At 37.5% G+C, this 26,445-nt stretch carries 22 protein-coding genes and 2 tRNA genes; 14 read left to right on the forward strand and 10 right to left on the reverse strand.

What is annotated here, in order from left to right:
- Positions 1–771: 771 nt before the first annotated feature.
- The 4 genes from hemF to IPM47_10950 all read left to right on the forward strand — a co-directional run bounded on the left by hemF (position 772) and on the right by IPM47_10950 (position 4,147).
- Entirely contained in the window at positions 772–1,683 is a 912-nt protein-coding gene (gene hemF / locus IPM47_10935) for an oxygen-dependent coproporphyrinogen oxidase (protein ID QQS27427.1), read from the forward strand.
- 96 nt (positions 1,684–1,779) lie between these two features.
- Positions 1,780–2,793 carry a pyruvate dehydrogenase (acetyl-transferring) E1 component subunit alpha gene (gene pdhA, locus IPM47_10940; protein QQS27428.1) on the forward strand — a complete coding sequence of 338 codons (1,014 nt, stop codon included), beginning with the start codon at positions 1,780–1,782 and terminating at the stop codon, positions 2,791–2,793.
- Between the two features lie 74 nt (positions 2,794–2,867).
- On the forward strand, positions 2,868–3,566 hold the full coding sequence (locus tag IPM47_10945) for a tetratricopeptide repeat protein (protein ID QQS27429.1): 699 nt from the start codon (positions 2,868–2,870) through the stop codon (positions 3,564–3,566).
- 92 nt (positions 3,567–3,658) lie between these two features.
- Complete coding sequence (locus IPM47_10950) at positions 3,659–4,147, forward strand: 6,7-dimethyl-8-ribityllumazine synthase (protein QQS27430.1); 489 nt, start codon at positions 3,659–3,661, stop codon at positions 4,145–4,147.
- Here IPM47_10950 and IPM47_10955 read toward each other — a convergent pair.
- The 4 genes from IPM47_10955 to IPM47_10970 form a co-directional block, all read right to left on the reverse strand.
- The gene (locus IPM47_10955) at positions 4,144–5,028 is read right to left on the reverse strand and encodes an SDR family oxidoreductase (protein ID QQS27431.1); all 885 of its coding nucleotides are present in this window, start codon (positions 5,026–5,028) and stop codon (positions 4,144–4,146) included. The two genes, IPM47_10950 and IPM47_10955, sit on opposite strands and share 4 nt — an antisense overlap.
- A 30-nt stretch (positions 5,029–5,058) precedes the next feature.
- On the reverse strand, positions 5,059–6,054 hold the full coding sequence (locus tag IPM47_10960) for a cation transporter (GenBank protein QQS27432.1): 996 nt from the start codon (positions 6,052–6,054) through the stop codon (positions 5,059–5,061).
- A 56-nt stretch (positions 6,055–6,110) separates the two neighbouring features.
- Positions 6,111–7,427 carry a threonine synthase gene (gene thrC / locus IPM47_10965; protein ID QQS27433.1) on the reverse strand — a complete coding sequence of 439 codons (1,317 nt, stop codon included), beginning with the start codon at positions 7,425–7,427 and terminating at the stop codon, positions 6,111–6,113.
- Positions 7,428–7,489: 62 nt separating this feature from the next.
- On the reverse strand, positions 7,490–9,115 hold the full coding sequence (locus tag IPM47_10970; GenBank protein QQS27434.1) for a PQQ-dependent sugar dehydrogenase: 1,626 nt from the start codon (positions 9,113–9,115) through the stop codon (positions 7,490–7,492).
- 226 nt (positions 9,116–9,341) lie between these two features.
- On the opposite strand from IPM47_10970, the gene IPM47_10975 reads away from it, so the two are divergent.
- From IPM47_10975 to IPM47_10990, 4 genes are all read left to right on the forward strand, one after another.
- A complete protein-coding gene (locus IPM47_10975) occupies positions 9,342–10,214 on the forward strand; it encodes an EamA/RhaT family transporter (protein QQS27435.1) in 873 nt (290 codons plus the stop codon).
- Positions 10,215–10,326: 112 nt separating this feature from the next.
- Positions 10,327–10,719: a DUF1801 domain-containing protein gene (locus IPM47_10980; protein ID QQS27436.1), complete on the forward strand. Its 393-nt coding sequence runs from the start codon at positions 10,327–10,329 to the stop codon at positions 10,717–10,719.
- Positions 10,716–11,081 carry a DUF2200 domain-containing protein gene (locus tag IPM47_10985; GenBank protein ID QQS27437.1) on the forward strand — a complete coding sequence of 122 codons (366 nt, stop codon included), beginning with the start codon at positions 10,716–10,718 and terminating at the stop codon, positions 11,079–11,081. The genes IPM47_10980 and IPM47_10985 overlap by 4 nt, the downstream gene beginning before the upstream one ends.
- Before the next feature lie 459 nt (positions 11,082–11,540).
- Entirely contained in the window at positions 11,541–12,002 is a 462-nt protein-coding gene (locus IPM47_10990) for a hypothetical protein (GenBank protein ID QQS27438.1), read from the forward strand.
- Between the two features lie 286 nt (positions 12,003–12,288).
- Here the strand turns inward: IPM47_10990 and IPM47_10995 are convergent, their stop codons facing one another.
- Complete coding sequence (locus IPM47_10995) at positions 12,289–13,557, reverse strand: replication-associated recombination protein A (GenBank protein QQS27439.1); 1,269 nt, start codon at positions 13,555–13,557, stop codon at positions 12,289–12,291.
- Between the two features lie 207 nt (positions 13,558–13,764).
- Between IPM47_10995 and IPM47_11000 the strand changes: the two genes are divergently transcribed.
- Together IPM47_11000 and IPM47_11005 are read left to right on the forward strand one after the other, a co-directional pair.
- Positions 13,765–14,493 carry a hypothetical protein gene (locus IPM47_11000; protein ID QQS27440.1) on the forward strand — a complete coding sequence of 243 codons (729 nt, stop codon included), beginning with the start codon at positions 13,765–13,767 and terminating at the stop codon, positions 14,491–14,493.
- Positions 14,494–14,618: 125 nt separating this feature from the next.
- Positions 14,619–15,119: a cysteine hydrolase gene (locus IPM47_11005; protein ID QQS27441.1), complete on the forward strand. Its 501-nt coding sequence runs from the start codon at positions 14,619–14,621 to the stop codon at positions 15,117–15,119.
- Positions 15,120–15,228: 109 nt separating this feature from the next.
- Here IPM47_11005 and IPM47_11010 read toward each other — a convergent pair whose 3' ends face one another.
- Positions 15,229–17,034, reverse strand: a complete 1,806-nt coding sequence (locus IPM47_11010) for an acyl-CoA dehydrogenase family protein (protein QQS27442.1) — start codon at positions 17,032–17,034, stop codon at positions 15,229–15,231.
- 541 nt (positions 17,035–17,575) lie between these two features.
- Between IPM47_11010 and IPM47_11015 the strand changes: the two genes are divergently transcribed.
- Positions 17,576–18,229 (forward strand): class I SAM-dependent methyltransferase, encoded by a 654-nt coding sequence (locus IPM47_11015; GenBank protein ID QQS27443.1) that lies wholly within the window; start codon positions 17,576–17,578, stop codon positions 18,227–18,229.
- Between the two features lie 133 nt (positions 18,230–18,362).
- Positions 18,363–18,797 carry a hypothetical protein gene (locus IPM47_11020; GenBank protein ID QQS27444.1) on the forward strand — a complete coding sequence of 145 codons (435 nt, stop codon included), beginning with the start codon at positions 18,363–18,365 and terminating at the stop codon, positions 18,795–18,797.
- A gap of 40 nt (positions 18,798–18,837) precedes the next feature.
- Here IPM47_11020 and IPM47_11025 read toward each other — a convergent pair whose 3' ends face one another.
- Positions 18,838–19,380, reverse strand: a complete 543-nt coding sequence (locus IPM47_11025; protein QQS27445.1) for a hypothetical protein — start codon at positions 19,378–19,380, stop codon at positions 18,838–18,840.
- A gap of 565 nt (positions 19,381–19,945) precedes the next feature.
- Complete coding sequence (locus IPM47_11030; protein QQS27446.1) at positions 19,946–20,221, reverse strand: hypothetical protein; 276 nt, start codon at positions 20,219–20,221, stop codon at positions 19,946–19,948.
- Positions 20,222–20,554: 333 nt separating this feature from the next.
- On the opposite strand from IPM47_11030, the gene IPM47_11035 reads away from it, so the two are divergent.
- Together IPM47_11035 and IPM47_11040 are read left to right on the forward strand one after the other, a co-directional pair.
- Positions 20,555–20,627, forward strand: a tRNA-Pro gene (locus IPM47_11035).
- A gap of 24 nt (positions 20,628–20,651) precedes the next feature.
- Positions 20,652–20,723, forward strand: a tRNA-Thr gene (locus IPM47_11040).
- A 73-nt stretch (positions 20,724–20,796) separates the two neighbouring features.
- Here the strand turns inward: IPM47_11040 and IPM47_11045 are convergent.
- The gene (locus IPM47_11045) at positions 20,797–23,625 is read right to left on the reverse strand and encodes a hypothetical protein (GenBank protein QQS27447.1); all 2,829 of its coding nucleotides are present in this window, start codon (positions 23,623–23,625) and stop codon (positions 20,797–20,799) included.
- A 118-nt stretch (positions 23,626–23,743) separates the two neighbouring features.
- Positions 23,744–26,389: a TonB-dependent receptor gene (locus IPM47_11050; GenBank protein ID QQS27448.1), complete on the reverse strand. Its 2,646-nt coding sequence runs from the start codon at positions 26,387–26,389 to the stop codon at positions 23,744–23,746.
- Positions 26,390–26,445 lie beyond the last annotated feature (56 nt).

Below are 26,445 nucleotides of genomic sequence, written 5' to 3' on the forward strand. Positions count from 1 at the left end.
TTAGAATACGCTATAAATGTCTGTTTTATATAATTCTTGCAACTTTATTTTAAATTGGTTATCTGTTATTTTACAATTCAGAAAATTGCAAAAATAACTTTTTTGATTGTGTTGAATGAAAAATACCCAATTAAATATATCCACAACCTTAAGCCTGATTTAGTAAGAGTTTGAGGAATTTTTAAAGCTTTTTTGAACTAATTTTCCACCGGAAATTTAACTTATCCACAGAATTGTCCCCCAAAATAGTTGCTAACAGGAGCAGGCTGTTAATAACATTGTGGATAACTTTTTACTTAACTTCAAGATTAGATTTATCAAGCGAGAAATTGATTGTAAATTGCCTAATTAACTGATAATCAGTTGTTTTCGCAGATAAAAAAACATCAAGTAATCTGATTGAACTAAATCTGAAATTTCTGATAAATTTCAAAAAATCCCAAATCTGAGAAACCTTGAACAAGGTTATCCACAAAAATCAGCTTGATTTATCCACATAAATTCAATAAAATAAAGGGGTTGAGTCAATCTAAGTGTGCATGAATAAAAAGTATCACTATGTAACAGTATGTTGATTAGAAATCAAATTGTATTTGCAAAATCTATCATGGTTTTAGAAAGCAGTGAAGCCGATTTTATTTGAGGGAAAAAACTATGTATAAAAAAAGAAATGATATAATTATACGGTCTGTTAGATGTAATTATTAAGCTTTACTCTACCTTTGCTGATTGTATTGTTTTCAATTTAACAATCCTAAAAAGTCGGAAAAAATGAGTCTAAATAAAACAGACATCAGCAATTGGTTCAGAGATCTTCAAGACAAAATTTGTTATGAAATAGAAGATTTAAACGGAAGAACTAGGTTTATGGAAGATATTTGGGAGCGAAAAGAAGGCGGAGGAGGAATCACTCGAATTATACAAAGTGAACGAATAATTGAAAAGGGTGGTGTCAATTTTTCTGCTGTTTATGGGCCGTTATCCGATTATCTTGCCTCTGCACTTTCAGTATCGAAAAGACAAAAGTTTTATGCTACCGGAGTTTCAATCGTTCTACATGCCGTTAGCCCATTAGTACCTATCATTCATATGAATGTTCGATATTTTGAGCTTTCAGACGGAACTTACTGGTTTGGAGGAGGAATTGATGTAACTCCTCATTATGTTGTTCCGGAAGATGCCAAAAATTTTCATCAGTTATTGCAACAAGTTTGTAAAAGGCACGATTCAAAGTATTATCAGAAGTTCAAACAATGGGCTGATGACTATTTTTATATTAAACATCGAGGAGAAATGAGAGGTATCGGGGGAATATTTTTTGATAATTTGACAGAAAACAAAACACATAGTAAAGAAAAGCTGTTTGAATTTGTAAAAGACGTTGGAAACTCATTTATGACCGCGTATAATTATTTTATTAACCGTTATGCAGGCAAACCTTACAGTACAACTGAAAAAAACTGGCAGTATATCAGGCGAAGCCGTTATGCTGAATTTAATCTGATATATGACAGAGGCACTAAATTTGGGCTGGAATCGGATGGTCGAATTGAATCAATTCTTATGAGTTTACCACCTACTGTAAAATGGTTATACAATTATTCACCAACCGAAGGATCAAGAGAGGCCGAAACCCTATCATTTTTGAAACAAGGTATTGATTGGGCGAATTATCAGCTTTAGCAGCATACACTAAAAATTTTTACTTTAGAAACAGGGTATCAATACCCTGTTTTTGTATTTTTATTATCTTTGCGCTCACTTTTGAAAAAAAGTTCCATGACTCCAAACTTTTCGACACCTGTTACCGAATTTACCAAAGATACCTACTTGTATTGGTATGAACTTATGCTGTTACTCAGACGGTTCGAAGAAAAAGCGGGTACTTTGTATGGACAACAAAAAATCAGGGGATTCTGCCATTTGTATATTGGCCAGGAAGCGGTTGCTGCCGGAATAACAACAGCAACCCGACAAATTGATCCGATTATTACAGCATACCGCGATCATGGATTGGCAATGGCAAAAGGTATTTCTGCAGATGCATGTATGGCTGAGTTATATGCCAAAGCGACCGGATGCGCCAAAGGAAAAGGCGGTTCGATGCACTTTTTTTCAAAAGAACATTATTTTTTTGGTGGACATGGTATTGTAGGCGCTCAAATTCCGCTTGGTGCGGGTATAGCATTTGCCGAAAAATATAGGAATACTGATAATGTTTGCATTACTCTGTTTGGAGACGGGGCTGCAAGACAAGGTGCATTACACGAAACTTTTAACATGGCCATGCTCTGGAAATTACCGGTAGTATTTATTTGTGAAAACAATAATTACGCTATGGGAACATCTGTCGAACGGTCGAGCAATGTGGCAGATATGAGCAAACTCGGTTTGGGATACGATATGCCTTCTTTTAATGTTGATGGAATGAGTTGTGAGGCAGTTCACAATGCTGTTTATGAAGCCGCTGAATTTGCCCGCAAAGGAAACGGTCCGACTTTCTTAAACATTCAAACTTACAGGTATCGAGGTCATTCTATGTCTGACCCGGGGAAATACAGAACAAGAGAAGAAGTTGACCAATACAAAAAAATTGACCCAATCAAAGTAGTTTATGACCATATTCTTGAAAATGGGTATGAAACTGAAGCTTATCTCGAAAAAATCGAAGAAAAAATAAATGAAATAGTCAACAAATCGGTTGAGTTTGCTGAACATTCGGATTATCCGGACGATAGCGAACTTTTCACCGATGTTTACCTGCAACCAGATTATCCGTTCATCCGGCATTAATCGTAGCAGCACTTCATTTAAACATGTAAGTATATAATCTAATTGTATCTATAAACTAAACTGAACCTTGAATTATGTCGAAGGCCAAGCAGAATGAAGCAAAAACGTTTTTAGACGAAGAAATAGACCTGCGGGAATCGTACAGCAAAGCCGAACATTATATACGTGATAATCGCAACCTTGTTTTAGGTGTTTTAGGCGCTATTGCCGTTATTATAGCTGTGCTTGTTGGGTTTAACAGTATTTATCTACCCGGTCAGGAAAAAAATGCGCAGGAAGATATGTTTGTGGCGCAGCGCTATTTTAAAACAGATTCCTTTAATCTTGCCCTGAACGGGAATGGAAGCTATCCCGGATTTCTCGGAATTATTGATGATTACAGCGGGATGACCAAATCTGTAAAACTCGCCCATTATTATGCCGGAGTTTGTTACCTTAACTTAGGAGTTTTTGAAGAAGCTGTAAAGCACTTGTCTAAAGTCAGTACCAAAGACCCCCTTTTAAATGCAACGGCTGCAGGTGCTTTGGGTGATGCCTATTCCGAAACCGGAAATATGAACAAGGCTATTGACTCTTATAAAAAAGCAGCCAAACTAAGCAAAGACGAGTTTTCAGCTCCTCTAAACCTTTTCAAAGCCGGTCTCGCCTTAGAAACTCAGGGAGATTTCAAAAATGCAAAAATTCTATACGAACAAATCAGAAGCCAATATCCGGAAAGCACTCAAGGCCGTGAAATAGATAAATATATTGCCCGTGCTGAGGCCAGCCAATAATAAAATCCCATTTATAACTTACATTCTTTAAATCTGACACTTGATTTGAATTTTTAAAATCTAAGTGTCAGATTTTTTTATTTTTTAGGACTATGCCTGCTTTATTAAAATCACTTTCGAGTTATGATGCTTCTAAAATACCGGATGCTTCCGGATTTTCATTTGGCATTGTGGTTTCTGAATATAATGAGCTTATCACCGGTGCTTTGTATAGAGGTTGTATAGAAACACTATTAACACATGGCGCTCAGGAAGAAAATATTCTAATAAGCCATGTTCCGGGCGCATTTGAATTGCCTTTAGGCGCACAGTTTTTGCTTGAAAACAATGATTTAAATGCGGTCATTTGTTTAGGTTGTGTAATCACCGGAGAAACCAAACACGATGAGTATATCAGTCATTCCGTTGCAGATGCAATCATGAACCTGGGCTTGAATTATAATCTGCCGGTTATATTTGGTGTGCTGACTCCACAAAATCTTCAACAGGCAAAAGCCCGATCAGGTGGAGAGCATGGAAACAAAGGAGTAGAGGCGGCAGTTACAGCCATTAAAATGGCTTATCTGAAAAACAACAGTTAATCAAAACGATGAATCAATTTTTCGGTGATTTCCCATAATTGTTTCCTTAGGTCCTCATTAAATGCCCTTGAATCCGGTTTTCTCACCTTGCATTTGTCGAAGTAATGTCCCGTGATATTTGAAACTTCAGGAGATTCTGCTAAAAAAACACTTGTTTTAGCTCCTTCTTCGACAGTAATACCCATAGCTGAAACTAAGAGTTTCCAAACAATAGCATGAATAGCGTTCATCGTTTTTTTGGTGCCTATATCTGTTTTTACCCTTCCGGGATGAAGACAATTCACGGTGATTTTTGTGTCTTTTAATCGTTCGGCAAGCTCAAAAGTAAACAACACATTACACAATTTGCTTTGTGCATAAGCGCTCAAAATAAAATAACCTTTGTTTTTTGTAAAACTTTCAAAATCAAGGGAAGCGCGATAATGTGAACCGGAAGACACATTAATAATCCGTCCGTTACCGGCTTTTTTTATCAAATCGAGAAGCTGAACAGTTAAAATATGATATGCAAAATGATTGAGGGCTATGGTTTGTTCAATTCCATCTTCGGTCAGTTTAAAGTCTGAAAACGTGCCTCCGGCATTGTTGATTAAAACATCAATTTTCTCAACCATTGTCCTTATTTTAAAGACTACATCCTTGATTGATGATTGTTTGGAGAGGTCACATAAAGCATATTCAATTTTTTGATTTCCGGTTTCTTTGTGTATGAGTTCAACCGCCTCTTTAGCTTTTATTTCATTACGGCATATTATAATTACATGCCAGTTTTTGGCTGCTAATGCCTTAGCAGTTGAAAATCCTATTCCATCGTTGCCTCCTGTAATGATGACTGTTTTTTCCATTTGGTAAAAATAATGCTCTCGTAAATATGGTTGCAAGTTTTCTTAGTAAATCTTCCTGTAATTTTTTCAGGTTTTCCAGTATTGATAACCGTGTTTTTGATTGAGCAAAACGTTTTCAGGAACCCATTCTATTTCACACTCAAAGGGATGTTTTCGCTCCGGACAATTTTTGATTAAACAAAGCCTGCATGCTTCAGGGATACAAGGGTCAATATGGATAAAACATTCGACGTTTGCATTAAAACTCTCAGAAAGCAGCTTTTCGAATTTATCAATCTCTTCGTGAGCCTGACTGATAGTGAAATACCAGGGAATGGTCAGATGACAATCAATATGTAACCTTGCCCCATACCGGATAATTCGCAAATTATGAATATCAATCCAATTTTCTGTTTTACCTGTTTTTAACACATTGATCACTTTCAGATTCAATTCGTCATCAGCTTCATCCATAATTCCCCCAATTGAATGTCGCATTACTTTGAAACCCGTAAAAGCAATTAATCCTCCAAAAAGCATCGCCACAATATTGTCCAACCAGTTAAGCCCTGTAAAATAAATAACAGCAATTCCAAGAACTAAGCCGGCGCTGGAATATGCGTCAGATTTCAGGTGTTTTCCATCGGCAACCATGGTCAATGATCCGGTTTTAACTCCTCTCAGCTCTAAGGTCCAACCCATCATATAATTTATGCCACCGGCAAAAGCAGTCAGTATCAATCCTAAATCAATGCTGCTTAACTCATTAGGTGTAAATAAATTATACACCGATTTTCCGCAAATCAACAATCCGGCAAAGAAAATAAGCAATCCTTCAAACGCTGCAGATAAAAACTCTACTTTTCCATGTCCGTAGGGATGGTTCTTATCTTTGGGCGTATTAGCTAAAATAAGGCTATACAGGGCAACAATTCCGGCTACTACATTGATAATAGATTCTAAAGCATCGGTTAAGATGGCATTTGAACCGGTTTTTTGAAAAGCATAAAATTTTAACACTAATAAAGTAATGCCTACTCCAACAGTAAGGAATTGAATTCGGATATTTGTGGATGCGCTCATTTGTTTTTAACGCTTATAGCAGGCACAAAAATGGTTAGACCACACAACATAAAACCCTAAGCCTTTTTAACCAATGACATCAAATAGGCTTTAAAATCTTCAAACCCTGCGCTCAATTGTTTTGCTTTTTTAGGTAAGTCCAAAAGTTTGGCCAGATTTTCTGGAACAGGTATCTTTTTTTGGATAACCGGTTCCACTATGTCTAAAAATTTTGAGGGATGGGCGGTAGCTAAAAAAATACAGGTAGCATCCGAATTAGGATGTTCCTGAAAATATTTCAAAGCCCCTAAACAGGCAACTGCTGTATGCGGGCAAATCGTGTAATTGTATTTTTGGTAAATCTCACCAATATTAAGAAGGGTTTCCTGATCTGTAAAAGTATAAGCGGTAATCAGACTTCTGATTTGATGAATATCGCCTTCAAACAAATCAAGGATTCGAAGAAAATTGCTGGGATTTCCCACATCCATTGCATTGGAATAGGTTTGCACCGAAGGACGGGGTTCATACAAACCTGATTGGTGATATTGGGTAAACACATCATTGGCATTGTTGGCAGCAATAAAATGTTGGATGGGGAGTCCCATTTTCCAAGCCAGAAGTCCTGCAGTCAAGTTGCCAAAGTTTCCACTCGGAACAGAAAACATAACCGGAGCGCCTTCATTTTTTACCTGAGCCCAAGCATTCAGATAGTAAAAGGCTTGAGGTATCAGCCTTGCCAGATTGATGGAATTGGCAGACGACAAATTTAATACCGACAATAATTCATCATCTAAAAATGCAGTTTTTACTAATCGTTGGCAATCGTCAAAAGTGCCGTCTATCTCTAAGGCGGTAATATTGTTGCCCAATGTGGTTAGTTGCTGTTCCTGCAATTGGCTGACTTTACCGGAAGGATACAAAATAATAACTTCTATGCCGGGGGTTTTTAAAAAACCTTGAGCCACTGCTCCTCCGGTATCCCCCGAAGTTGCAACCAGAATATATTGTGTTTTGGAAGATTGTTGAACATAGTAACCCATAACCTTTGCCATGAACCGCGCACCAAAGTCTTTAAAAGCGTGTGAAGGTCCATGAAATAACTCCAGGCAACGGAGTTGTTTGGTCAGTTGAACAACCGGTGCGGGGAAATTAATAGCATCCCCGACAATTTTTTTTAAAACATCAGGAGGAAGACTGTCCTGCAACAGGGTGCGGGCAATTTGAAAAGACATTTCAGGAAAGGAAAGTCCGGATATTTCGTCCCAAAACTCGAAGGGCATTTTCGGAATGGTTTCGGGCATATAAAGGCCATTGTCGGGCGGCAACCCCTGCATCACGACAGTTTCAAAATTAGTTGGGGCTGCTTGACGCTTCGTGCTATAAAAGAGCATTTTCAGGAATTGGTAATAAAATATTAAGTAGAAGAATCAAATGGCAAGTAAAAGACAGAGGTTTATGGATTGATGACCTCTACAGAAATATTGCCAACTTCTCCGTTGTTCCAGGTAACCGTAATGGAATTGGTGTTTTGACCTGCAACAATAGTGCCATTGCCGGAAGTTATGGTCCATTCGTATTCAAAACCCGGAACATCTTCCACCGAATAAACATATTCAGTAGAACCATCATTACAAACGATACTTTCACCCGATATTTGCGGGTCTGGTACTTCTTTAAACAGAAGGTTAACTGAGTTGGACACTGCAAAACAAGAAGGATTTTTAATGACCCTTACTGTATAAACTCCTGTTTCTGTAGCTAAATAAGAAGAGTTGGTAGCTCCGGAAATGTCAGATCCATTTAACAGCCATTGATAAGTAAATCCCTGACCGGTTAAAGCCTCAAGGAGGTAATTATCGCCTTCACAGAGGGTTTCCGTGGGTGAAGCTGTTGTAATTTTAGATAAAGGTGCGCAGTTTGTTGACTGAACGCGGTAAATAGTGCCAGACATAAGGGCTGCTACATAAAGCTCGCCGAGGTAATCAGTGCCAAAAGTGCTGATCTGAAAGTTTGCCTCATCCAAAACCATGGTAAAACTAAAAGGAGAAACATTGGGAGGATCTACATTTGCTACCCAAAATTTACCAGAACAATAATCGGCAAAAACATAGCTTCCGTGCATATCACCAAACTGAACTCCACGATAAACAAAACCACCGGTGATAGAACAACCGCTGCCACTGGCATTGTCGCTTGGGTAAGTTAAAACAGGGAATGTATAAGTGAGATTGATATTGCAACTTCCGGAACTATACACTGTGTTTCCTTCATAACATTTCCATCCATAATTGATTCCTGCGCTGTTAGCAGGCACATAATCTATTTCTTCCCAACCATCCTGTCCTACATCTCCAATCCATAAACTGCCGTTCAACGGGTCAAAACTGAACCTCCATGGGTTGCGAAGTCCGATAGCCCAAATTTCACTCAGATATCCCGAAACTCCTACATAGGGGTTAGTTGGCGGAACGACAAACGGGCTTCCACCATCTACGTCAATCCGAAGCATTTTACCCAATCTTGTCATGGTATTTTGTGCATATCCCTGCGGATCACCTCCGCTTCCACCATCTCCAAAACCGAGGTAAAGATATCCATCCGGTCCAAACTCCATATTCCCTCCATTATGGTTGGAATAAGGCTGGGAAACCGTCATAATTTGAAATGCGCTGGAAGGATTGGCAATATTGGGGTCGCCTGTACTACGGGTATAACGCATGACATAACTGGTATTGCAGTCAGTCCCGTTCGTGTAGTTTACGTAAAAATAACCGTTTGTGGCATAGTTGGGGTGAAATGCTAAACCCAATAAACCACACTCATTGCCGCTTTGATTGACTAAACTTGTTATATCGAGAAAAGGAGTAGTAAGTTTTACGCCATTCATGTCTGTGATATAAATAATCCCCCTTTGTTGAACAATAAACATTCTGTTATCTCCACAATTTTCAATACATACCGGTCGGGAATATCCGGTTGAAAAAGTGGCAAGGGTTAGTCCGGTAGGTTGTGCAAAAACAGAATTCAGACTGCAAAAAACAGAAAATAATAAAAGCAGGGAGAATCTTAAATACAGCATGACAATGTAATATGGTGTGTGATGGTGAAAAAATTGTAGATTTACCAATGTGTAAAGATGCTGTTTTTTGATGAAATTTTTTTCTTCTGAAGCGTTGTTGCAGGATTTTTTTTCAGAGACCGGATTTAACGGAATAAACATGGGCTACCTTTGCAAGCAAAATTTTGGTTTGAGTTGCTCTAAATTAAAGTTTTAGTGCTTGTTTTTCAGAATTTGCTGACAGCTTATGATAGCTCTGTTTTTTTCGGTTACTTGTTCCACGTTGATATTTGTGTTGTTGAAAATTTACGGCAACCATCGTATTGATAGTTTTCAGGCAATAGTAGCAAATTATTTTGCTTGTGTGGGTATGGGAATATTAACCGCAGGAAACAACCTGATGCCGGAAACCGGATTACAGGGAAAGGCAGGTTTGTATTGGTTGCCTTTGGCTTTGTTGCTTGGCAGTGTTTTTATTGTAGGATTTCGTTTGGTGGCCTTAACTATTTTGCAAAACGGAGTAGCAGTGGCATCTGTTGCCGGTAAAACATCCTTGGTTTTACCGGTTGTGGCCGCCTTTTTTTTATATGGCGATACGTTTTCATTGTTTAAGATTTTTGGAGTTGTTCTTGCAGTAATTGCAGTTTTGCTAACCTCAGTGAAACAAACCCTGCCCGCTCAAAAACTGGGGCATCGGGAATTGTTGTTGCCGGCTTCTGTTTTTTTGTTGAGTGGGCTGGGAGAAATTATCCTCAACTTTGCACAGGTTCATTATCTGAACGAAGATCTGTTTCACCTGTTTACCACCATAACCTTTGGAATGGCAGGTGTTTGGGGGACTTTGTACCTCTTTTATAAACGCTCCCGTCCAAAATTACTAACCATTTTTGCCGGTGTAGTTTTAGGTATTCCCAATTATTTTTCGATTTACTTTTTGTTGCAAGCCTTACATACAACAGGTTGGCAAAGCTCCGTTTTGTTTCCGGTCAATAATATGGCAACTGTAGGGCTTTCTGCTTTGATTGCCTGGAGTTTGTTTAGAGAAAAACTCTCTTTCATCAATCTGACCGGAATCTTGTTAGCAATTTTAGCAATTGGCATGTTCCTCATTAAAAATTGATCAGATTAAACAATTTTTTTCCATTAGCTTTGTACAAGAAAATATCTGTTAAGGAATATTTGAAATTTAAACCAACGATTTTGGACTATTAAAGAGATAAAATGGGCAACAAATGAACCCTGAAATCACTAAATATAACGAACAACAATCAATTATAGACAAAGAAATTTGTAACTTGCTTGCTAATACTATTTGTAAGGAGCTTCAGGATGCTGAACATAAAATCTGGCATGCACATCCTGTTTGGTTTATAAATGGAAATCCTATAGTGGGTTACAGTAAACTGAAAGACTGTATTCGATTGCTTTTTTGGAGCGGTCAGTCTTTTGAAGAGGAAAAACTACAGAAAGAAGGGAAGTTTAAAGCAGCAGAAATACGCTATACTTCGGTAAGCCAAATCAATCTGACCGACCTCAATAAATGGTTAAAAAAGGCGCGAACAATTCAATGGGATTATAAAAATATTGTGAAACGCAAAGGGCAATTAGAAAAACTTTTTAAATGAAAACAACACCCGAACACGATCAGCGAATAGCAAAAATGATTTTTGCCTCTGTTTTTCCACATTATGTTACAAAAGTGGAGAGCAAAGGAAGAACATTAGAAGAATTATATCAGGTGATTGAGTGGTTGACCGGCTTTGACCGGAAAATGCTACAAGAACAAATTGACCAAAAGGTAACTTTTGAAACCTTTTTTAAGAACGCACAACTAAATCCCAATGCACATTTGATAACAGGGGTAATCTGTGGTTACAGAATTGAAGAAATCACAAATCCATTGACGAAACAGGCAAGGTATTTAGACAAACTGATTGACGAGTTAGCCAAAGGACGCAAGATGGAAAAGATTTTGCGAAAAGGGTAATTTGAAAAACCCGGGCATGTGAATTTTTCATTTGTGGGTTGACTTTTTTCATTCAACTCCACAGATTGAAACAATAGCATAACAAAACACAAGTTGGCATTAATTTCAAATGAAACCATTCTCAATTGTTTAGATACTCCATACGCAATCTGATTTGATTCATTCATTCAACGTGAGGTTGGAAATAGAATCCTTATTTTATCGGGTTTTTGGTATTGTTAAGCCGCAAATCGAAAGGCGTAAGAGATTGAAACCTTATTACCTTAGTAAAAACACGAAAACAAGCCGTTCTGCAAACCTTATTACCTTCTTGAACATCCCGAAATCGTCCGATGAATAAGATAATAAGGTCTGAACGACTAATTCTTGCCCGATTACTTAGGTAATAAGGTTTGTTTCACTTTTAGTTTTTTTGATTTTGCCTGATTTAATTCCAACCTCACGTAAATAACTGTCATTTTGGCAGAAATCACCCCGGTTTATGACTTGTTTTTTTGTCAAAACGACTTAGCGAAAGATTTGGACGACTTAGCGAAAGATTTGGACGACTTAGCGAAAGATTTGGACGACTTAGCGAAAGATTTGGACGACTTAGCGAAAGATTTGGACGACTTAGCGAAAGATTTGGATGACTTAGCGAAAGATTTGGACGACTTAGCGAAAGATTTGGACGACTTAGCGAAAGATTTGGACGACTTAGCGAAAGATTTGGACGACTTAGCGAAAGATTTGGACGACTTAGCGAAAGATTTGGACGACTTAGCGAAAGATTTGGATGACTTAGCGAAAGATTTGGACGACTTAGCGAAAGATTTGGACGACTTAGCGAAAGATTTGGACGACTTAGCGAAAGATTTGGACGACTTAGCGAAAGATTTGGACGACTTAGCGAAAGATTTGGATGACTTATACGGATTGTAATAATAAAATAACGTGAGGTTGGAAATAGAATCCTTATTTTATCGGGTTGTTGGTATTGTTAAGCGGCAAATCGAAAGGCGTAAGAGATTGAAACCTTATTACCTTCTTGAACATCCTGAAATCGTCCGATGAATAAGATAATAAGGTCTGAACGACTAATTCTTACCCGGTTACTAAGGTAATAAGGTTTCTTTCCCTTTTAGTTTTTTTGATTTTGCCTGATTTAATTCCAACCTCACGTTCATTCAGATATTGAGGCGCTTTCAAAATTGATTTTAAAGACCAATCAATACCCATACTTATTCTTCCATTTTTCCTTTAACCATCTCCTGATTTCATTTTCACGCTGATTGTTTCCCGGTTGGTACAACGATTTCCCTTTTATTTTTTGAGGTAAAAACTCCTGATCCGAAAAATTGCCTTCGAAATCATGGGCATATTGGTAATTGTCGCCATAACCTAATTCCTTCATCAATTTTGTTGGTGCATTTCTCAAATGAAGGGGGACAGGAAGGTCACCATAAGTTTCCACCATTTTTTGGGCAGCCCGAATAGAAGTATAAGTACTGTTGCTTTTTGCGCTTGCTGCTAAATAAATCACAGTTTGGGCCAGAATTAAATCACATTCGGGATATCCTATTTTGTTTACAGCATCAAAGCAAGCGTTTGCCATCACCATAGCTGTCGGGTTTGCATTGCCTATATCTTCACTCGATAAGATCAACATTCGCCTCGCGATAAATTTCGGGTCTTCGCCTCCTGCCAACATTCGGGCTAACCAATACAAAGCAGCATTGGGATCGCTTCCTCTCATAGATTTTATAAAAGCTGAAATTATGTCATAATGTTGTTCTCCTTGTTTGTCATACAGTGCTATGTTTTGTTGTGCAATATGTTGAACAATTTTGTTGGTTATTTCAATTTCTGCCTTTTCAGGAATATGGGTTACCACCAACTCCAATAAATTCAAAAGTTTGCGGGCATCTCCTCCTGAAATCCGCAATAAAGCTTCAGTTTCCAGAAGTGATATCTTTTTGGTTTTAAGATAGGTATCGTTTTCAATTGCCTGATTTAGTATTTTCTCGAGATGTTCGCGATTTAAATGTTTTAACACATAGACCTGACAACGCGAAAGGAGAGGGGCAATCACTTCAAATGAGGGATTTTCGGTAGTTGCACCGATAAGCGTAATGATTCCCTTTTCGACAGCACCGAGTAAAGAGTCTTGTTGCGCTTTATTAAACCGGTGAATTTCATCAATAAACAATAAAGCCCTCCCTGATTGTTGGGCTTGAGATATTACATTTCGAACATCCTTTACCCCACTGTCAATAGCACTCAACATAAAAAAAGGCAATTCCAACTGTTTGGCAATAATATTGGCAAGCGTTGTTTTACCTACTCCGGGAGGTCCCCAAAACAAAATTGAACCGATATTTTTATTTTCAATCATTGTCCTCAACAGACCACCGGATGCAGTCAGATGCTCCTGTCCTATAAATTCGTTCAGTGAGTGGGGTCTCATCCTTTCAGCAAGAGGAATATTTGAAAACATACTATAAAGACTTTTGCAATAAACAATGCAGGTTCTTCTTTGGTGCGCTTAGTATCTTGTCAACTTAGTTTTCAAGATAGAGGACATTCAATTTTTGAGTGAAAGTAATTAAACGGTTTATTTATTTAACTTTGATTCGACAAATTAACAGCTTATTACTAAAACATGGTGAAAACAAGTTTTTTACTTTTTAACACTTTTGTTGCCATGAAAAATTATCAAAACATATTTTGGTTGTTTTCAGTCTTGTTGACCTTAACGAATTTTGGCTGCAATCCCAATTACTACATTCCGAACACTCAAAATGTGCCGGTAATTTCTGCTAAGGGGCAAACTAATCTTACTTTTGCTATTAACGACAACCAAATGGAGTTTCAGGGGGCTTATGGAGTTACGGAGAATCTTGCAATACAGGCAAATACTGCTATGATAGCACCGGAAGCTGAAGATAACGGCAATGGTGGTTCCGGTAAACTTTTAGATGTCGGTTTAGGATATTACTATAATATTCTTCCTTACCTGTTGGTGGAAACTTATGGTTTAGCCGGATTTGGTAAAATGGAAAATCATTTTCCAACAAGTGTTGATGCAAATCCGACAACAACGGGGCTGATTTCTGCCAATGTTTACCGATTAGGTTTTCAACCCTGTCTTAGTTATCATCATCCCTATTTTTCAGTAACGGGCTCAACTAAACTCATGTTCTTAAATTATTACGATATTGATGGCAGTTTAATTTTTGATGGTATTGATCAAACTGTCTATTTGGAAGACAACAAATCGAATATTCTGGTAGAGCCGGCAATAACTATCAGGGGAGGTCTTAAAAAGGTAAAACTTCAAATTCAATTGCTTAAAAGTATGAACCTATCTAACAAAGATTTCCAACAAGACGATGGAATGATAAGTATAGGGCTGAATTTCAATTTTAAATAACCGGCTATAATAACTGTTCACATGCGTGTTGTTTGCCAATAAATTTTTAAGTGATTTCTCAAAAAGTGTTTAAGATTTCTCAGATTGGCTGACCTTAAAACGCAGATACAAATCAAATTCAGAATATGAAACTTGCATTAATGATTATTGACTTACAAAAGGCTTACTATCAACAGGAAAGCCAAAAATCAATCGATTCTGCGGTTGAGTATATCAATGCGGTACTTCCCTGGTTCAGACAAAAAAAATATCCGGTAATTTGGGTTCAGGATGTTGACACCGAAGATGGAGTAGTGCCGGGAGAAGAAAGTTTTGACCTGATTGATTCTTTAAGTCCTTTGGAGGGTGAATATTTTATCCATAAACATTATGGAAACAGTTTTAACAAAACAAACTGTGCTGAAATTATTTTGGAAAACAAGATAGATATGGTCATAATGACCGGTTTTTGTGCCGAATACTGCGTTTTGTCAACCTATCGCGGAGCATTGGACAGAGATTTAACCCCTGTTTTGTTAAAGAACGGTATTGCAAGCGTAAGTCCCGAAAATCTTAAAATGGTTGAAGATATAAGCAATATAATTTCTTATGGAGTGTTGAAAAAAATGTTTGAAGATGCAAAATAACTGAGCGAACCTTAAAATCAAAAATCAATTTCGCAAAAATTGAAAAAGCACATGCTCTAACTTGAGGATGTGCTTTTTTTTTCTGAAATATATTGTTTATGGCTACAACTCAGAATCCATATTTTTCGGTAGCAATCAATTTTGATGCAATTCTCCTTCTTGCTGCAATGGTATTAAAAGGAGCATATTTGGTAAATCTTTTAAGTCCCATCAGCAACATTTGTCTTTCGTCACCTTCGGCAAAAGCAGTAATTGCATGTTTTCCATATAGATTTATTCGCTCTATTCCATCAGAAAACAAGGTTTTTACAATGTCAATTTGAGTTTCACAAGCAGCTTCTCCTTTTTGTTCAGCCAACTTTTCAGTTCTTAACATCGCCGATTCACAAGCAAATACTTCAATGAGCATATCCGTGATGTTCATGATAATCTCCTGTTCATCAGATAATTTTTTCATAAACTTCTGAACCGCAAATCCTGCAATCATCAAAATTGCTTTTTTGGCGTTCAGTAACGCTTTTTTCTCAACATCAAACAAATTTTGTTCTTCGTTTCCGCCAAAATCCGGAATAGACATAAGTTCCTTTTGTACTGCCATGGACGGAGACATCAGGTCTATTTCACCTTTCATTGCTTTTTTCAGGAGCATATCAACCGTAAGTAAGCGGTTAATTTCATTCGTTCCTTCAAAAATACGGTTGATTCTACTGTCGCGATAGGAGCGGGCAATCGGATATTCTTCTGAATAACCGTTTCCTCCAAAAATTTGAACGGCTTCATCCACAACATAATCCAACACTTCAGAACCAAATACTTTAAGGATAGAACATTCGATAGCATATTCTTCGGCAGCAATCAATTTTGCCTGAATTTCATCAACATCCTGTTCTACCAATGATTGGATTTTTTGTTGCAACAAGTCGGAAACTCTGAAGTTGGCTGATTCCAAGGCAAATATGCGAATAGCCTGTTCTGCAATTTTATGTTGTATTGCTCCAAAACCTGAAATAGATTTGCCAAACTGATGTCGTTCATTGGCATATTTTACGCTGAGTTCCATGGCTCTTTTTGCGCCTCCACATACCATGACTCCAAGTTTATAACGTCCAATATTTAACACATTAAAAGCAATCTTATGCCCTTCGCCAATTTTTCCCAATACATTCTCTTTAGGGATTTTCACTCCTTCAAAAAATACCTGCCTTGTTGATGAGCCTTTAATACCCATTTTATCTTCTTCATTGCCAAGGCGTATGTTTTCTGATTGTGCATCTACCAAAAATGCGGTAAAAAACTGGCCATCTATTTTAGCAAATACGGTAAACAAGTGGGCAAACCCCGAATTGGTTATCCACATTTTTTGTCCTTCTAACAAATAATATTCTTCACCGTTTTCATCGGTTTTCAGGGTAGCTTTAGTTCTTGCAGCCAATGCATCAGAACCTGATCCCGGTTCTGTAAGACAATAAGCAGCTTTAATTTCTCCGGTTGCCAGTTTAGGCAAATACTTCATTTTTTGTTCTTCTGTGCCAAAATATAAAAGCGGCAATGTCCCAATTCCGGTATGTGCAGCCAAAGACACACCAAAACTGTGGCTGGCTCCCAAAATTTCGGTCAGTAAAGTTTCTGTGTTTAAATCAATTCCCATCCCTCCGTATTCCTGTGGAATAGCAGCACCTAACAATCCCAATTCGCCGGCAATATCCATCAGTTCAACGGTGAGCCCGGGTTCTTGTTTGTCAATTCTTTGAACATTCGGCCAAATATGTTTTTCCAAAAAATCTTTAGCCATGTTCCCAAACATCACTTGCTCTTCATTTAGGTCTTCCGGAATAAACACCTCATGGGCATTGCTTTCTTTGATCAAAAACTCACCGCCGCTGAGAACTTTATTCAATTTTTCGGTTGCTTCCATTGTTTTTTGTGAAAATTATGTGAAAAATTATGTTGATGAATTCAAGAGGAAAAATCACTTATACAAAACGATTGTTTGGTTTTGTTGTTCTTAAATCAGACAATAAAAATGTAAATTTCATGATTAATTGAATTGCCGTTTGATAATTCGCCTCCAAAGTTAATGGCAAATCTCAGGTTTAACAATAGAAGAGGCAAATTATTTTTAGAAAATCGAAAATTTTTACAGTTTTGTTGTAAAAAACAACCATTTACCGGCTTTTAATGAAATTTCATCTAATTTTTCAAAGACACTTATCAAACAAACGTTTGGTTTAAATAAATATTGGCATTCTTCTTTGTGGTTCACAAATTTTTAAAAATTGATTAGCTGAATGAAATTTATTGAAAAAACGAAGTTTTGAATGTAACAAATTTTACCTGCTTCAATTTGTGCTGTATTCTCACAAAACTTCTACCTTTGAACTAACGCTGTATTTTTGGTTTTTTCCAAAATTAAATTTTAACAGGCTGTATTTATTTGAATTCACCAAATTTTATCCATGTCAGGAGGTAATATTACAACGACGAGCAAAGCCCAACATCAATATATTAAAAGCTACTATAAGCTTCATGCACATTTGTATGATTTAACCCGATGGGTATTCCTTTTTGGCCGAACTCAAATACTCGAGTTATTGCCTTTTAACTCAAAACAGGAAATTGATATACTGGAAGTTGGGTGTGGAACAGGATATAACCTTAAAAGGCTTGCCCGAATGTATGACAAAGCCAACCTGACCGGTATTGATATTTCTTCGGACATGCTGGCAAAATCTGCCATTAAACTTGCAGGGGTTTCCAACAAAACTATGTTGCTCGAACAACCTTATGGGAAATTAAAGCCCTTGAATCGCAAATTTGATATAATTTTATTCTCCTATTCCTTAAGCATGATCAACCCACAATGGTTAGAAGTCTTAGAACAGGCCTCAGAAGATTTAAAACCAAATGGAGTTATCGCAGTTGTTGATTTTCATCTTAGTACTTTCCCCTTGTTTTGGAGATGGATGCAAGCGCACAATGTTTTAATCGGGGGGCATTTGCTGAATAGATTAAATTTACAATTTTCTCCTTTGGTTAGTCAGATTCATAAAGCCTATTGGGGAGTTTGGGAGTATTTTATTTTTATCGGTAAAAATAAACCTTTGGATTGAAACGATATTTAGTCATCGCCTTATCACTATTTGTCTTTGTTTTAAAAATCAATGGGGTGCAAATAGAATTTTCCAAATTCATACTTACTTAGTTAAATATTTCAAAATCTTTGGCTCAACTAAAATTTAAATTATGAAACATTTTGCTTTTCTGCTTTTTATAACTGTTCTTGTTTTTTCGGTTTCGTGCAATAAAGGCCAAAAAGGTACAAAAACCGTAGATAAGGTACAGAGTACTGACAAGGATAAAGCCTGTATTGATCCTGCGCTAATAAATCCAAATGCACCTTGTACAAAAGAATATGCGCCTGTTTGCGGATGTGACGGAAAAACTTACGGCAACAAATGTATGGCAAAAAATAGCGGGGTTACTTCTTATGTTCCGGGAGAATGTAAGGAAGGTTCAAAAAAACCATGTATTGATCCTAAAAAAATTGACCCCGATGCAGTTTGTATTGCTATGTATGCACCGGTTTGTGGTTGTGACGGTAAAACCTACAGCAATAGTTGTGTTGCCGAAAAAAACGGGGTAACGTCTTACGTTGGGGGGGAATGTGCCAAAAAATAGAACAAAGAAAGAAACGGAATAGCGTCAGTATTTTTGTAAACTATTGAGTTCTTTTCAGGCTGAATTTGCCGTTATTGATGTTGATTAGTTCGCCGGCAGGGTTATGTACAAAATCATACACCTGTCCGTTGAAAGTGCCTTTTATATGTTCACCTACTTTACCATAAGCGGTGATGTGAAAATTCATGTATTTAATATAAAGCACCGTATTGCCTAAAGTAATGCTGAAAAAGCGATCATCAGGAATTTCAAACAAAGGAGGTTGCGGCTCTTCCATAAAATAATACCCCAAAGTATCGTCCGGAAAATAGGCTTCCAGAAAAGCATTTGCATTATCCCATTGTCCTAATGCTTTGACATGCGATAAACCTGTGGTGTCATTATAATATGCTTTTGTAACTATGCTGTTGAAATCGGTAAAGGTTATATATTTGCCATTATAAGCGGAGCCGCCGTTAACCACAAAACTCACTTCTTCTGCGGTTTCGTTAATGATGGGTTGGTCATCATCATCCTCATCTTTACAAGCAGATTGTGAAAAAACAACAAAAAAGACCATCATTAAAAGGGAAAATTTTTTCATTTCAGTTTGTTTTGCAATTTACAACTTAAGAAACGGAAAAACAGGGGTAACGGTTGGTTAAACACTTAAAAATTCTTAAAAACTAAAGATGCAAAATTGTCAATATAACATAGTATGACCCGATATTAAACTTAATACCGGATTAAACAAGTACAAAGGATTTAGATCTTTAACCTTGGTTTTGAGTGATTTATTAAGTATATTTGAAAGGGTACAAGCGGTGTAAACTTAGAAAATTTCCTTTTTCAGTGTAAAATTATAGTTTGTAAAATAAATCTCAATAACCATCTGTTCGAAAATTTGCGGGAATATATCAATCCATATTTTTCTGAAAAAATGAACTATTATCAAGAAAAAATGAAGACTTAATTTCAACTAAAGGCATTTTCACCCAGAAAAAAAAGTCAAACAAAAACAAAAATGAAATAAGAAATGAACCATTTCTTGTTTCATTTACTTTTAAAAAGTCAATTTTCTGTCTTAAGATTAACATTTGAAGGAGTAGAATTATAATTTTTATCTTTTCAATTGAAATTTTTGCCTTTTCAATTGAAATTTTTGCCAGTTAAATTATCATTTTGTTCTTTAAAATGTATTTAGAATTTATTTTTGAAACAAGATTTGGTTCAAATCCAACTTCCTTTTCCTTTAAAATGTCAATTTTATTTGTTTTTGAAACAAGATTTCGCCCTAAATTATACAGTTTTTTTAATAAAATCAGAACAAGGGCAATCAAATTACCAATAGTAGCATCCTTAATCTGATTTGCGCTCCTTCTAAATTGCAATTTTGTTGGTTGATTTTTGAGAGAGGAATTTAAAATTCTGTAACCTAAATTCATTGATTGTTCTACCTATCCGGAACAATACACAGGTTATTCGTCAATAAAGTTTATACTATTTGTCAAATACAATCAACTCCGGAATTTTGAGGATTAGTTGTTTTATCAACCCTGTATGGTTAAAAAAAAGCAACTGAGATAGAGATGTAATTTATATAGACCATACATCTATATCAGGCTTTGAAAATGGTTTAATCAATAAAAGAATGGATTTTTTTAGGATTGCTTTCTTAACAGGCTTACTTGTGATTGTATAGAATTATCACAAAAAAAATGCAAATTGAAACAAAAATAAAATTGGTTTGGTTATTTTTGCTGCCTCTTATCATTAATCGGGGTGTAGCGCAGATGGTAGCGTGCTACGTTCGGGACGTAGAGGTCGCTGGTTCAAGTCCAGTCACCCCGACTTTTTTTTGAAAATGTTGAGATTGCCTCCTTAGCTCAGCGGTAGAGCAGCTCACTCGTAATGAGCAGGTCGTGGGTTCAAATCCCATGGGAGGCTCTTGCGAAAAAAAAGCCGATTGAAAACTACTTTCAATCGGCTTTTTTGTCAGGTGTTTTGGTCTAACATAAATCTAATACCTGACTCCGTTAACCCCAATAATCCCGGCATTCGCAGCATGAAGGTTAAAGTCTTGAACAGTGATTTGTCCGTCAAGGTTAGCATCTGCCGAATAATAACCGTTCAATTCGGCTTGTTGACTCATGTAGGTATTGAAGTCTGAAACGGTTATCACTGCATTGGCATAAAGATCGCCAGCATACATTGCAAACATTGGTATTTCAGGAGTTCCCACATTGACCAATGTCCAATCTCCAAGGGCTACATTGCCCGGATTTGTTAAGTCAATTAACGGGCTGTTACCGATTGAATGTGTTCCGTTGCTCATAATCGCAACATGGTTTCTCGAACGGACAACGATGAAATAACTGCTGTTGGGGTCTGCATTGTAAAAATTAACACCAACATTTCCTCTTACATCCATCAACATTCCATCGTTTCTCAGTAAAGCTGCTCTTCTGTCGGCAATAACATCCGGATATTCTGAATTACGTAGTTCCACCAGCACCCAATCAGTTATTTCAGGAAACATGCTTTGAGGATCTGCAGCGGATTCAGTTCCATTATAATTCCAGGGTGCACCACTAAAAGGTTGAGTTTCGGGCAACCATCCATTTGCACTTAAATCGGTGCGCATAAAACCTAATTGGGGTTCATAAGCGCCCTGTAGCATAATTCTGATGGAAGCAGTCAAATAAGGGAACCTGCAATTGTCAACCACCTGCGCATAAATCTCTTCATAATTGTTATTAACAGCGACAACAATATTTTCAATACAAACTTCATCGTCTGTTAATTCGGAATAATATACCCTGAAAATAGGGGTGGGTTCCAAATATCGGGGAAGGATGTTTTCGTCTTGTGAAAAACCAATTAATAATCCCGAATCATTATGTAAGAAACTGATATTGTATCCGGCATCAGGCACTAAACTTTCGATATTGTCAATAACAATTCCGCCCATTTGGATCTGGTAACCCAAAACATGGGTTAAAGGGTTTAATAAATAGACATCCAAATACCTTAAAGAAGGATTTATTGCACCGATGCTGAAATGAGCCTCTTCCAGAAAATTATAGATATTAAATGTAGCCAGACTGCAAAAATCTCTCCATTCTCCACCGGGATGTGGCAGTTCTGCTTGCTCTCTTACACAAGCATTTACTAAAATTGCATCTGTCAGTGAAATGTTATTGTCAGTATTAGCATCCCGACAGGTTCCAAAGTTCATGGTGCCGTCTATCATCCCGGTTAAATAACTATTAACATCATTTGTTTCTAACTGAAAATTATTATTTAAATCACCGACTTTAAATGGTCCGTTACAAATGCCGGTGCAATCCGGTTGAGCTGCTCCATAGATTTCTCCAAGGCAATCAGTATAAGGGGTACAAGTGCTGACTACACTAACCGAAGCACTGGTAGCACCTTGTGTGATTTGTATGCAGACCTGTGCCCAGTTGTTATTGTAGTTTAATTCATGGCGGCCAAGTTTGTCGGGAGATTGATCCCAGTTGGTTCTTACCACTAAAGTATAAGTACCGGAAGGAACATTGGTGATATCAATCCATTGACAGTTCAATGTGTGGGTATAATAATCACCACATCCGGCGGTAATTCCCTGGTTGCTGCAATTGAATTTAGCTACACCACCTCCGCTACATTCCAAATCCATCACACAAAAACCGTTTTTAAAGCCAACCGGCATGGCAACACCTGCACTGTTATAAAGTATATATTCAGCATAACCTTCATAATGCCAGTGTTGATGGCAAGCATCCCATTCCCATTGAGGGTCGGGCGTTGAAGGAGAAGAGGGGGGAACTCCAATATAGTAATCCTGATTCCCTATGTTTCGGATATGTGTGGTGAAGCGCAAAATTCTTCGGGTACCGTATCCGGCCATACATCCTTCATTAACAAAACAAGTACTGCTATTTGATTTGTTTTGTGCATAAATAGAATTGGCCAAAACATTTGATAAAACAATAAGGTCAGGGCCATCCGGACAGTTAGCATCGGGTTGATACAAACAAGATGAAGGGATGTGTTGGGTGGCTAAGGGTTCATAATTACAAGCAGTGGGATCCATACATCCTACAATTGGGCCCATATACATGACTCCCCATTGAACCGGAGTTCCCTCACAATCGGTATCATCATCGCCAATCCTAATAAAATAATGTTCTCCTGCAAATAAGTTGACGTACAATAAAGCCTGATCGCCGGTTCCGTTTGGGCAACCGGTGCTGGTATAGCTGATAGCACCTTCCTGACTTTCATTATAATGTAAACCATGACAATGGTCATATACCCAGATACCTGTATTACAGGTTGCAAAACAAGTGGTAATTGCATATTGCCCGTTTTCTACGGGTTCAAATTCATACCAGGTATCAGGTTCAAGTGCAGTATAGATTACTGAAGTAACTGCCACTTCAGGAAAAGTACAAGAAATACCGGGAGGGCATCCCCCAAACTGTACATGGGCTTCATATCCGAAATTTACGCCGGTATCTATCAATTCACCGTTGTAATAAACAGAATAACTACCGGCACCTTGAGAACTGTAAAGCCCGTCTCCATAAGTATCAGTAATTTCGAATACCAGACAAGTTGTATTTGGAAGACATAAAGTTACTCCACTTGTGCTTCCGGAGGCAAGCAGGTTATCGTCCATATCGTGTAAAGTCCAATCTGTTTCAGAAGCAGCATAATAGTCGGGATCAATTACAATACTTACTTCTGATTGTCCGGCCGGACATTGTGCATAGATTGTTTGAACAGAAATTAAACAGCAAAAAAGTAAAATAAGGGATGCAACTGTAGAGAATTGCTTCATGTTTAAAGTGTTTAAAAGTAAAGTTTGAAATCAACACATAAAATTGAGAAAATTCCTACAATTTTTTTTGTTACATGGATAATAAATCCGAAAAAAAGTTCAATATTAAATTTCTAAATTATAGTTTACCGATTTCAAACAAATAACCCACATAAAAAGTGGTTCCTATTACAGGAGAACCAAACGCCTGCTGTATGTTTTGATTCAGTAAATTTGAACCTCCAATTCTGACTGTTGAATATTGTTTTTTAAAATTAAAACTTACCTGAGCATCTAATAAAAAGTATGAAGGAAGTTCTCCGTTGCCGAAAGGGCTTTCCCAATATACCTTATCAACCCATTTGCCGTTTATTCCGAACCCCAGGTTTTTCCAGACATCATTACCCTGAATCCCCAGGTTTAATTTATGAGTTGGCGTATTAAAACCGGCAATTAACGGGTCTTTTACTTCTGCGGTATCAATGGCAGCATACGTATAATTACCTAAAGCGGCAAAACCATTTCCAAAATAATAAGCCAACCCTAAAGTAGCGCCATAGCTGTTAACTCTGTCTTTAGAATTAACCGGTGTTTGCATCAGGGTATAAGCACCGGTCAGTACAGCATCAATTCCACTATCCTGACCTGCTACGGCATCTCCGTTGGGTTTGTAAAAACGGTAATCTCCTATAAAATCTTTATAGGCAGAATAATAAGCTGTTGCATCAATGTAAAAAGAATTGCTAAGAATTCCTCGGTAACCCAATTCCAATGTTCTTACCTGTTCCGGTCTGACGGCTTCCAAAGTTACGGCAGTCAACAAGGAAGGGTCAATTTCAAAGGTTTCTTCATAGTAGTCTAAAAAATCACTGACTGATTGGGCAGAGTACGCATTGTTCTGTCCGCTTAAGTTGCCTTCCAATACTATTGCGCCCAGATTCAGATAAATGTATTGATTTTGAAGGGTCGGACTTCTGAATGCTGATTGTGCTGAAACTCTGAAATTATGGTTGTTTTTAGTATAAACGGCCGATATTCGGGGCGACCATTGTAAATCGTAGTTTTGATTTTTGTCTGCACGGATAGATCCTGTTAACCGCAATTTGTTTTCAAAGTAATGTTTGGAGGCTTGGATAAATCCGCCATATTCCCACACCGCTATTTCTTTATATTTTCCGGTTTCAGCAATCAATGTGTCGCTGAATATGGTCCCAAAAGATTGAGGGTCATATCTTCTTGTAGAAACACCTGCAATGACATCGGCAAATTTCCAGTTAAAATTATATTGGCCTTCAGCGTGTGCCAGCCAGGATTTATCCTGAAATCGGGAACCTGTGTTTAAATCCGGGTCGGCTGTAATTTTATTAAATAAAGAATCAAACTGGGATGAGCCGGGTTGATACCAGGTTGCATGAGCGGCTGCAAATGCTTCTTCTCTTGCGGTGGCAATCTGACCATCATTGACACTGTTGTCAAAATCGTTGGTCAGTTCCCGAAGGGTGTTAAAATATTCTTCAAGATATGTTGGAATAAAATTGTCCGAAATACTTGCTCTTGAGATATTGATGGCAGTAAAGACCATATCATAAGAATCGCCGGCATTTTCTTGCGTAGTATAAGCTTTAACCAACCATCTGTTGCCCTGAAACTCTAATTTGTGTTGTTGAAATTTGATATTATTGATGCTATACCGGTTGCTGCCTTGGTAAACTGCAGTACCGTTTCCAAATTTATAAAGATAGGAAACCCTGATATTGTTGTTAAATTTGTAGTATAAACCCAAGCCTAATTTAAGACTTTGTGCGGTGTTGTCTGATAAATCCGTTTCAAGATAGCCCGGAGATTCTATCAATAATTTTGGAGGGTTTGCTTTGGGATTAAAATCGAGCCATCCGTTAATTGCGGTAAATGTTTCGGCTACTTCCGGATCATCAGAATATTGAAGCTGCCGGCTTATATATGCCAGATTTTGTTCTGTACTTATATCTCCATATAAATTTGCAATAGTATCATTTGCCTCCCAATCATCAATTCTGCTGAAAGCACCGGTTACTTTAATTGCAAAATTTTTGTTTTTACCAAGCGATTGAGCATATCTGAACTGTGCATCCGCATACCGGCGATTGCCTCCTTTGAGTGATATGGATAGCCCAGGATTGGTATAGGGATCACGGGAGGTCATACTAACCACTCCCTGGAAAGCATTGGCTCCATACATGGCAGAAGCTGCTCCTGAAATTAACTCGATATTTTGCAAATCAATATCCGGTGCCCCTACTAAATTGCCGACCGGAAAATTTAATCCGGGAGCTTGGTTGTCAATTCCATCAATAAACTGTACTATCCGTACCGGAGCAGTTGTATTAAACCCTCTCATATTGATCACCTTCATTCCTAAACTCGCAGTTACGATATCTACACCGGACAAATTTCCAATACCTTGGTAAAAATCGCCGGAAGGTGTGTTTTTAATTTCTTTAAGAGTCATTTTTTGTATTGAAACCGGAGAAGATAAAATCGTTTCACTTATTCTTGATCCGGTTACCACAATTTCTTTCCCGATGATTACGGATGGGGTTAACTTGATTTCTAAGGTTTGCATTTGTTCGATTGACACTTCCTGCTGATCGTATCCCACATAGCTGACCAATACGATAACAGGTAATGGTTGGTTAACAGACAAAGAAAACCGGCCTTCTTCATCTGTAATGCTTCCCGTGGCAGGATCATTTTTCAAAATAATGGTAGCACCGGGTAAGGGATTGTTGTTTGTTTGGTCAACCACTTTCCCATTTAAAGTGACAGATTGAGCATAAATCGTCTCAGTGATACAAACAAAAG

This window comes from Sphingobacteriales bacterium (genome assembly GCA_016700115.1).
Lineage (GTDB): Bacteria > Bacteroidota > Bacteroidia > Chitinophagales > UBA2359 > UBA2359.